This is a genomic window from Methanosarcina sp. (assembly GCF_035390745.1).
GTDB lineage: Archaea > Halobacteriota > Methanosarcinia > Methanosarcinales > Methanosarcinaceae > Methanosarcina.
Genome location: NZ_DAOOUJ010000089.1, coordinates 1 through 9,545 on the forward strand (window position 1 = coordinate 1; position 9,545 = coordinate 9,545).

Sequence of the window (9,545 nt, forward strand, 5' to 3'; positions counted from 1 at the left end):
GTAAGGAAGACCCTCTTCCCGTCTCCCATTCTCAAAGCATATTCAGTTGCCATTTTTATCACCATTTATATTGCTTATAATATTAGATCTGGAAGCTGTATTCTGTTGGGGTTCAGAATTTGGACACGAAAGTCCTTGCCTGCCAGAGGGCAATAACTGCCAGGAGAAGGATAAGGACCATCCACATAGTGTGCCCGGCCGGTATGATAGAATTTGCCCAGTAAGCGTTGTAAGCTTCCATTGCAGCTGCTGTTTGTACCATTTTATAACCTCCTTGAGATTATGCATACCTCATGCAGGCGTCCGACCCGCGGACTTTTCCGAAATCAGTGATCACATACTTGTGCAGAAGGAAATCTTTTTTGTAGATTCCTGCTTCATCGACTTTCTGCTCGATATCTTTCAGCATCCCTCCAGATGCAAGCTCAATGATATCGAAGTTGATGCTGTCCCTTCCATATGCACTGTTCATATTGTACTCTTCCTGGATCTTTGAGACAATCTCATAGTTCCAGTACTCTTTTCCATCCAGGAAAAGCTCCAGAATTCTGAACTTAATAGGCCTGTTTCCCATTTCATTCACCTCTCAGAGTTTCAAGTGCACTTGTTTCTTCCGTAAACATTACGAAACTCCCAAGGATACACAGAGTACCGCCTACAAGAATAGTCCAATCTGGAACATCTCCGAAGAAAAGGAAGATGAATATGACCGCACAGAACCCGTAAAGGTTTCCTATACCCTGACCTCTTCCAACACCTATAAGCGGGAAAGATTTGTACCAGGTAACATAACAGAAACCAAACGTGATACCTGCAAAGATCAGGACCAGCAGGGTCAGAGGCTCAAAAGCCTGGAGTGCATAGGAATACATAGGGAAACCAACGATTGCCAGAATCGGCACAATAATGATCCACCAGATAATGTTCTCTCCAAGGAAACGAAGTGTCAGCCCGGCATCCGGCTCTGCAATATCAAGCCCTTTACCCGCAATTGCGCCTTCAATTCCCCAGCCTGCAGCAGCCATCAACCCGCCAAGATATCCTATCCATGGGACGTTACCTGAAGAAAGTTCAGTCAGGAGTCCACCACCGTAAATAGAAACACCTCCGAGAACGATAACCGCAATACCGATTGCTGCCCTCTTTGAGATCTTTTCTCCATACCAGTAGTAAGCAAGAATCGACCCAATTACAGGGTAGAGAAGCCCGGCAACAGCTGCAAATGCTCCGCCTATAAAGCCCATAGCAATAAAAGAACCTAGAATTGCCATTGGACCTCCGAAGATTGAGGCAAGGAAGAACCATTTAGAACAGGGATGGAACTCTTTAAGGGTTCGGACAAGTTCTCCATATTTGCCAAGCACTCCGTTCCAGAGCATAAGCGCAATCATGACGGTAAGCGCATTGAAAGCAGTTATCAGCACAGCAGTGATAACCAGGGATACACCGTCTCCATTTGTTGCAGCAATGGCGCCGTACATTTCATCAAATGGATTAAGCACCCAGACAACGGTTCCTGGGAGATACCAGATTCCCCAGAATACAGCACAGAAAAGGGCCCACATGTACCCTTTACTGATCTTTCTCTTACTTTCCTGTTTTTTTAAGGCTTTTAAATCCACGGAAAATCCCTCCATTTATCAGAATCACTGTGGAATTCCCTCAGGGCAGGAGTCAGTCTCAGCCCTATTCCACAGCCTGAAAGCACAGTTTGCTAACCCTCTGTTGGGCATTTTATATCTCAGGGAACTATATTTACATTTAAATTAAATTCCAACACTACAGTTTATGGGATACAATATTTATATTTAACTACAGTTTTTAATTACCATTTTTATTCCCTCATTTTAATCCCATCTAAACTGGAGTTTGAAGGCGTTTTGACAACTGCATTGAGTTTCCATTTTTTAGACAATTGCCACCAGCCTTGAGATTTTCCAGAGTGAAACTGAACAGGCTTACTGCGCAGTCTTTACCGTGCTTACTGGATTCCCGTGAGTTATGACCAGATCCGTTAATTGTAAACGGATACAGGATTTTGCTTATGCCGTCAACTAGAGGTTACACAGAAACTGTACAAAATAAAGTTGGGCAAAAAATGCATTTGATAAATCTCCTGCATTTTCTGCTTAATGAGCCTTCAGAGTAAGGCTGCTTTTACCTTGTTGACGACATCGGTGGCACTTTCCCCATAGATGTCTGCGCCGATCTTGTCAGCCCAGTCCTGGGTAACGGGTGCGCCTCCGACCATGGTCTTTACCTGACCGCGGATACCTGCTTCTTTCAGCTGTTCCTCGATCTGGATCTGGTTGACCATGGTTGTGGTCATAAGGGCGGAGGATGCGATTATCTGTGGTTTGATTTCCTTTGCCTTTTCAACGAAGGTCTTTATCGGGACATCTCTTCCGAGGTCCACGACTTTAAAGCCTGCAATGTTGAGCATGGAGGCTACAATGTCCTTTCCAATAGAGTGGATGTCGCCTTCGATGGTCCCGATGACGATTGTTCCGAGGCTCTTGGTCTGAGACTTGCGCTTTTCCATTTCCGGCTTAATTACATCTATGCCTGCGTTCATAGCTTCTGCAGCTGCAAGCACATGAGGAAGGAAAAGAGTGCCCTTTTCGAACTGTTCGCCGACTTCCTGCATGCCTGCGGTAAAGCCTTTCTCGATGAGTTCTACAGGGTCAATCCCTGCAGCAAGTGCTTCTGCTGCGACTTCTGCTGCAAGTTCATCATCAAAATCAGTGATTGCGTCTTTTGCTTTTGCGATTAATGCTTCTTTGTTTGCCATTTTTAGATCTCCTGAATATCCTGATATAATTACATACCTCTGAAAGCTTTGTCCGCCTTAGTTACGATTGCCTTCATGTCCTTGAGGATGTCTCCATCGATTGGTTTGACTTCGTGGTTCTTGAGGACGTCTACTACCTTTTCGTGTGCGACAGTAGCAAGGTCCTTTGAGCCGGCTGCTGCCCAGTCTCCAAACATGCGCCTGTCAATGAGCATTGGGTTGGAGGGATAGTCCACAAGCTGCCTTGTCTGTTTGAGTGCGAGGAAGTTGTTTCCGATTCCTACTTTCTGGATAGATTCGACTGCAAGGGTTTCTTCGGAGACAGGTATTCCCTGCATTGCTTTCTTGACCATGCTGAAGATATCGTTGTCAATAACGAGCTGTTCCATTGAGAACGTCATTCCGAGCTCAAGCATTCCGGCTCCGTAGATGGTGTTTGCACCAGCAAGGGCAGGCAGGAGAGTGGTCATGGTCTTTTCGTGGCCTGCCTGGTTGTCCGGAACCTTGGAGTCAGACTAGGAACCTGCCACATAGGAGGGAAGGCCGTAGAACTGGGCAAGCTTTGCGACTGCAGCGCTGATAAGACCGAGTTCAGGAGATCCGACAGGTGCAGTACCTTTCTTGAGGTCGAAGGTGGTTGTTGAGCTTCCGTACCAGACTTTTGATCCGGGTACTGTGAGCTGGGCAAGGGTGATACCGGAGAGGACCTCAGCGTTGTGTGTAACGAGGGTTCCTGCAAGGTAAACAGGAGAAGATCCACCAGACATTGCCATACTCAGGACGTTAACCGGAATTCCGAAACGTGCACCTTTGATGATGACCTGGCAGGCATTGACACTGAGCTCGAGCGGGCTGGTCGGGCAGAGGAGCATTGAGAAGATTGGCTTTTTCCTTGCTTCTTCTTCATCGCCGCCGTAGTAGGCATTTACGATGTCCCTGTAGTACTCGACGTTCTCGCCCACCGGGTCAATGTGGTGGTAGTGTTTTGCAGTGTTTGCGAGTGGAGTAAGAGTCTCGTGGACGTCCTGGGCACCCTGACCTGCAATATCTCTTGCAGACACCGGGAGGGAGAAGTAGTCAATGTTTTCTGCCCAGTCACAGAGCTTTGCAATGTCTGCGATGTCCTTTTCTACGGAGTCAACGGTTACGTATTTGCCGTCCTGGTACTTGCAGACCTTCACACCGGTACCGAAACAGGTCCAGTGTACTTTACCACCGCATTCCTGGACGGTATTGAACTTCTTGTCGCGGCCCCAGAGGACAAATCTGGATGGGGCGAGCTGAAGGGCTCTTCTTATAAGGTATTCAGGGATCTTTACAACATGTGTTTTTTCGTCGACTTCACAGCCATTTTCTTTGAAGATCTGTCTTGCCTCGGCGTCAGAGACCTGGATACCGGGGTTCATCAGAACGTCCATTGTGGCGTAGTGAATCGCTTTGAGTTCATCAGTGGTAAAAAGGTTTAATTCTACACCGTTAAGTGCGTTGAATCCTGCAACTGCATTATTTTTTGCCATTTTTGTAACCTCCGAATAAGAATGATTTAAGCCAGCAGCTCTTTTGCTTTTGCAACGGCTTCACTTGCGTTTTCTGCGTAACAGTCTGCACCGATCTTATCAGCCCATGCCTGGGTTGCAGGTGCTCCTCCGATCATGACCTTTACTTTACTCCTCATCCCTTCTTCTTTGAGAAGCTCAATAACTTCCCTCTGACCCTGAAGGGTTGTGGTCATAAGAGCAGAGATTCCTATCATGTCAGCATTGACTTCTTTTGCCTTCTGGATAAAGTTCTTGATAGGAACATCACGGCCGATGTCATATACTTCAAAACCGGCAGACTGGAGCATTGTGGACACGATCGATTTGCCGATGTCATGGACATCGCCTTCTACAGTCCCGTTCACAATAACGCCCAATTTTGAGCCCTCAGAGCCTTCAGGCATAAGATCCTTAAGGGCATTTACTCCTGCAGTCATCGCGTCGGCAGCCATCATTACATGGGGTAAGAAAAGTTTGCCTCTTTCAAAGCGGACCCCCACTTCGTTCATGCCTGCTGCAAGTCCTTTTTCAATTATTTCGGACGGGTCCAGTTTTCCTTTTGCCTTTTCAACGGCAGCGAGTACCGCATCCTTCTTACAGGTGATTACTGCACCTGCAAGTTCCTGAAGCAGTTCTTCTTTGCTAATATTGCATCCTCCGTTTTAGTTTTTAGACTATGGAGACGTCTCAACCAATCGTCATGAACAATCATGATGGTTGGGATGCTAGCTCACGCTCTTCGAGTATGAGATGCACGAAAAGTACCTTATGATATCATGCGTGGGAAACCATGATTACCACAAGCGAAACTGCAAGATCATGAATTCTTCATGATTGCTTACTGGGGTTCATGAGGATTTAGCAGAGGGAATGTTTTTGGTGCCATTTTAAAATCCCGTCTGTTAACTCATCTTCACAGATGTCTCCAGTATAAACTTCTATTTACTGGTATAAATATTTTGTTAAAAAAGAGGGCATGAAACCAGGGGTTCTATATATAGTTTTTGGCTTAAAGTTTTTGAATGAAGTATTTAGAGAAAAAATAAGAAGAAGGAATGAAAAAATATAAATATCAAATATTAAAGTTGGGCTTTTGAAGGTATGTGAACCGAAAAAAAATAACCATATCATTTTAAGAGATTAAAGGAACTTGGATAAATATAATTTTTGCTCCCCGGGAGATAAGAATAAATGATAAGAGCTACTGAAGCTGTTTTATGAGAAAATTTTAAAATATAGATCGGATTAGAAATTGAGAATTTCTTTTTTTAAACATCATTTTTTCATTTTCCCTTAGTTGGACTAAAACTGAAATAAAAACCGGATAAAAACAAAAAGAATATATACTAGATTTTTTTCAGGGAAAGAATTTTGTACAATGTCCCCCCGAGAAAGAAAAACGGCAATATAGAACGCAGGCAGGTCAGAGAATAGGAGAACTACAAAAAAGGGGATAAAAGTTTTATTTTTGTGGAAGGTCTGGCTCTTTGTAACCCGAAACACATGAACTGTAAGCCCGGTTTACAAGCTCGATCATTTTACGGTCTTGCCTTTCTATTTTTACTCCGCAAGCGAGGGCAAGATATTCAGCCAGATCAAAAATCTTTATTGTTTCATCCTTTCCTGCTTCGATAAGGTTCTGCATACAGCCCCCGCAGTTTGTTACGATCACGTCACAGCCCAGTTTTTCAGCAGCCCTGAAACGGCCGGAAGCTATAGAAATAGATTCGGAAGGATAATTTACCCTTACTCCTCCTCCAAAACCGCAGCATGCCGAACCTTCAGGGGTTTTATTTGCCAGAGAGGTCCCCGGAATCTTTTCAAGCACATCCCTTGCTTCTGTGTAGACACCCATTCCTCTTGTCAGATGGCAGGGGTCATGGTAAAAAACCCTGTGTATGAGAGCTTTTTCTGGAGTGAGTTTGCCTTCCTTTAAAAGCCGGTCAATGTACTGTGAAATCTGCAGGACCTCAAAGCCCAGTTTCCCAAAAATGCGAGGGTAGATATCCTTAAAAGCTTTGAAACAGCCGGGGCAGGCAGTGATAAGGATTTTTGCCCCTCTTTTTCTGACCTCTTCAATGTTTTGCTGCCCGTGCCGGCGGATGGGACCAGGGTCTCCGGCACCTGCTGACACCGCACCGCAGCAGTATTCAAGCCCGCTAAGAACAGTATAATCAACTCCCGCCTTTTCCAGAAGAGCAACGGCAGCCTGAGCCATCACTTTGTTAATATAGGTGCCGGCGCAGCCCGGAAAATATACGACAGATCCGGGCCTGTTTGTGAACTCAGGGATTTCATCCATTTCAGAAACCTTTTTGAAAAGGTTATTTTCAGCCTCAGGATCCACCAAAGTCTGCCTGTCCGTAAGGCCGTTTTCATTTACCCATTTCTGCCGGGAAGGAGATATCAGAGGCTTGATCCCTAGATTCTCAGGACAGGCAGAAATACAGAGCCCGCAGGTAAGGCAGCGCAGCAGGGAATCAGGATCAATATTAGAAGAACCCTCCAGATACCCGTAAAGTCGGTCAAGCAAACTCAGGTCTTCGTATCCAGGGCATACCTCAAGACACAGCCCACATTGCATACATTTTTCCCTGTGTTCTTCTACTATATTCATATTTTAACTCCATATCATTTTAAACTCATGCGGCTTTATTCTTATATCGATCCTTAAAACCTCTTTCTGAAGAATCCCATCCATGCAGACCATTGAATCAGAAAAGCCGCCTTTCAAAGATATAAAAGGATCTCTTAATGGATTTAGAAACTTTAACCCGGAGATCTTTCGAAAGAAGATAAGACTATATCCAAAGATGCAGTATCAATAGCCAGGTAAAGGAAGGGATTGAAATATTCGATGATTTAAAAAACAGCGCAAGAAAGCTGGTTATTCCATTTGCCCGCTCAATACCTCTCTCCCCAAACACCCTTACACTGCTGGGTTTTGCGGTAAGCGTGGCTGCAGGAGCTGCATTCGCCCTGGGAAAAGCCTTTGAAGGAGGTTTCCTGATCCTCTTCAGCGGGGTTTTTGATGTCCTTGACGGGGGAGTTGCAAGGGCTAAAGGCAGGATCACGCCTTTCGGAGGCGTACTGGACTCGGTATGCGACCGCTATTCCGATGGGCTGATGTTTCTTGGAATTATGGCAGGAGTGATTAACGGATGGCTCGTACTTCCTCCTATCATGGGAGTTGACGGCTGGCTCTGGTCTGGATTTGCCCTTATAGGTTCATTTCTCGTAAGCTACACACGCGCCCGCGCCGAATCTGCGGGATGCAAAAAACTATCTGTAGGAATTGCTGAACGTACAGAAAGAATGCTTATCCTGGCTTTCGGAGCCCTTTCAGGCTTCCTTGCCTGGGCTCTTGTTCTGATAGCAGTATTCTCGCATATCACCATTATCCAGAGAGTCCTGAGGGCAAAAAGCATACTGAGCAAGCCTTCAGAGACCGATATCCAGAAACCGTAAGCCAGAAAAACCGGGAAAAATTAGTAAAAAAACACAGAGGAACGATTCAAAAAATATAGAGAGTTAGATACAGGTCATTCACTACCGATACGCATTTATACTACGTGTTTAATTACAGTAGTTGGTTGATGGCAAGCAAGACAAAGTCCATTGTCATCCGATAAAAAGAAATCTACTCTGCGGGGCCGTAGGGTAGCTTGGTCCATCCTGCAAGACTGGGGGTCTTGCGACTTGAGTTCGAATCTCAACGGCCCCACCAAACTTCATTCATCTTTTTAACGTTTTTAGATATTTCTGCGGTTTTACGATTTCCTTTTTTGCTGAGAAATTCCATTTTTCAGTTAATTTAGTCGTTTTTGAGTTTTCTTAAATAACTGTGACCATGTTTTTGAATTTGTTTTTGAGCTCCGGCTACAAAGATTACGAAACCTGCAAGCTTTCCGAACAGGAGAGAAAAACTAAGAAACGCGAGATAAAGCAGTTTGATACCCTGATATCCAGGAACATCGCAACCTGAAAGCAAATAGCAAATCTTTTTTATACTGTAAACACTGTTAATATATTAGGTTCATATGAGACTTCACTGGATAGATGCATTAAAAGGGATTGGGATTATGCTTGTGGTGCTTGCACACCACAGCTTGCCGATAGCGCTTGATACTTACATATTTTCATTCCATATGCCGCTGTTCTTTTTCATTTCTGGATTTTTATTTGACTTCGGAAAATATACAGGATCCTCTGTAAATTTTGTCAAAGGAAGGTTCAGGTCTCTTATCGTGCCTTACTTTTGTTTTGCACTAATTACCTGTCTGTTTTACTTTTTGCTGGACACAGGATTTCAGCCAGGAGTCACAAATATTAAGTTTTTTGAACATATCACAATTCTTGAAAACAGCATACTTCATGGAACATATCACATCCTTTACGCATTGGGTCCGATGATATCTTATAATCCACCTCTCTGGTTCCTGACCTGCCTGTTTGTAACCGAAATTCTCTTTTACGGACTTGCAAAGAAATACTATGGGGAACCGAAAAAACTTGTACTATGGATTACTGTAGCCGGAGTGATTGGCTATCTTTATTCTGTATATGTATCTTTCAGAATACCCTGGAATGTTGATGTAGCTCTGGCTGCAATAGTCTTTTATGGAGCGGGAAATCTGTTTAGAAGACTTACAGAACCTGAAACAGATTCAAGAGCAAATCTCAGCTTAAAATTAGATACAAAGTATATAGAAAAGTTCTCAAGAGTTGAGAAATATTTACCTGTTACTGCGATTCTTTTGAGCCTGCTATATCTCGGATACCTGCTGAAGTTTCCAACAGATGACAAAGTCAACATGAATGTTATGAGATACGGTGGCTTCTTTTCATTTTACATTCTTGCTTTTTCAGGGATCTTTACCTTTGTCTATCTTTTCAAAAAAATAGGAAGTTCAAAGATACTGGAATATTACGGGAGGAACAGCCTGATTATACTTGCTCTACACTTCCCACTCAAGGATGTTCTTACAAAACTGGTAATTCTCATTTTAGGAGTCAAGCCTGAGTATTTCTATTACAATACGGCTTTCGCTCTGGGTTTAACAGTTCTTAACCTTCTCTTCCTGGTACCTGTGATTTACCTGATCAATAATTATTTCCCCTTCCTTGTGGGTAAAAAGAAGAATTCTGCGGAACCCAGGAAATTCAGAATTTACTTAAGGAAGCCAGCAGATTAAAAACGCAGATTTTGTAACTAG

Annotated in this window: 8 protein-coding genes, 1 tRNA gene and 1 pseudogene; 3 read left to right on the forward strand and 7 right to left on the reverse strand. The window is 44.0% G+C overall.

Annotated elements, in window-relative coordinates:
- Positions 1-112: 112 nt before the first annotated feature.
- The 7 genes and pseudogenes from PLL47_RS13810 to PLL47_RS13840 all read right to left on the reverse strand — a co-directional run bounded on the left by PLL47_RS13810 (position 113) and on the right by PLL47_RS13840 (position 6,946).
- Complete coding sequence (locus PLL47_RS13810; RefSeq protein ID WP_324447031.1) at positions 113-262, reverse strand: hypothetical protein; 150 nt, start codon at positions 260-262, stop codon at positions 113-115.
- Between the two features lie 18 nt (positions 263-280).
- On the reverse strand, positions 281-574 hold the full coding sequence (locus tag PLL47_RS13815; RefSeq protein ID WP_324447032.1) for a hypothetical protein: 294 nt from the start codon (positions 572-574) through the stop codon (positions 281-283).
- Position 575: 1 nt separating this feature from the next.
- Positions 576-1,637, reverse strand: coding sequence for an EamA family transporter (locus PLL47_RS13820; RefSeq protein WP_324447033.1), 1,062 nt, complete (start codon positions 1,635-1,637; stop codon positions 576-578).
- 503 nt (positions 1,638-2,140) lie between these two features.
- Positions 2,141-2,791 (reverse strand): methyltransferase cognate corrinoid protein, encoded by a 651-nt coding sequence (locus PLL47_RS13825; RefSeq protein WP_324447034.1) that lies wholly within the window; start codon positions 2,789-2,791, stop codon positions 2,141-2,143.
- A 29-nt stretch (positions 2,792-2,820) separates the two neighbouring features.
- A pseudogene (gene mttB / locus PLL47_RS13830) lies at positions 2,821-4,308 on the reverse strand ([trimethylamine--corrinoid protein] Co-methyltransferase).
- 26 nt (positions 4,309-4,334) lie between these two features.
- On the reverse strand, positions 4,335-4,976 hold the full coding sequence (gene mtbC, locus PLL47_RS13835; protein WP_324447037.1) for a dimethylamine corrinoid protein MtbC: 642 nt from the start codon (positions 4,974-4,976) through the stop codon (positions 4,335-4,337).
- 815 nt (positions 4,977-5,791) lie between these two features.
- A complete protein-coding gene (locus PLL47_RS13840) occupies positions 5,792-6,946 on the reverse strand; it encodes a (Fe-S)-binding protein (protein ID WP_324447035.1) in 1,155 nt (384 codons plus the stop codon).
- Positions 6,947-7,236: 290 nt separating this feature from the next.
- On the opposite strand from PLL47_RS13840, the gene PLL47_RS13845 reads away from it, so the two are divergent.
- The 3 genes from PLL47_RS13845 (at position 7,237) to PLL47_RS13855 (ending at position 9,524) form a co-directional block, all read left to right on the forward strand.
- Positions 7,237-7,797 carry a CDP-alcohol phosphatidyltransferase family protein gene (locus PLL47_RS13845; RefSeq protein ID WP_324447038.1) on the forward strand — a complete coding sequence of 187 codons (561 nt, stop codon included), beginning with the start codon at positions 7,237-7,239 and terminating at the stop codon, positions 7,795-7,797.
- Positions 7,798-7,978: 181 nt separating this feature from the next.
- Positions 7,979-8,056, forward strand: a tRNA-Pro gene (locus PLL47_RS13850).
- Positions 8,057-8,369: 313 nt separating this feature from the next.
- The gene (locus PLL47_RS13855; protein ID WP_324447036.1) at positions 8,370-9,524 is read left to right on the forward strand and encodes an acyltransferase family protein; all 1,155 of its coding nucleotides are present in this window, start codon (positions 8,370-8,372) and stop codon (positions 9,522-9,524) included.
- Positions 9,525-9,545 lie beyond the last annotated feature (21 nt).

Bases quoted from the DNA above. Each gene is read 5' to 3' on its own strand.
- PLL47_RS13810 (WP_324447031.1), bottom strand. From the start codon at position 262: ATGGTACAAACAGCAGCTGCAATGGAAGCTTACAACGCTTACTGGGCA.
- PLL47_RS13815 (WP_324447032.1), bottom strand. From the start codon at position 574: ATGGGAAACAGGCCTATTAAGTTCAGAATTCTGGAGCTTTTCCTGGAT.
- PLL47_RS13820 (WP_324447033.1), bottom strand. From the start codon at position 1,637: ATGGAGGGATTTTCCGTGGATTTAAAAGCCTTAAAAAAACAGGAAAGT.
- PLL47_RS13825 (WP_324447034.1), bottom strand. From the start codon at position 2,791: ATGGCAAACAAAGAAGCATTAATCGCAAAAGCAAAAGACGCAATCACT.
- PLL47_RS13840 (WP_324447035.1), bottom strand. From the start codon at position 6,946: ATGAATATAGTAGAAGAACACAGGGAAAAATGTATGCAATGTGGGCTG.
- PLL47_RS13855 (WP_324447036.1), top strand. From the start codon at position 8,370: ATGAGACTTCACTGGATAGATGCATTAAAAGGGATTGGGATTATGCTT.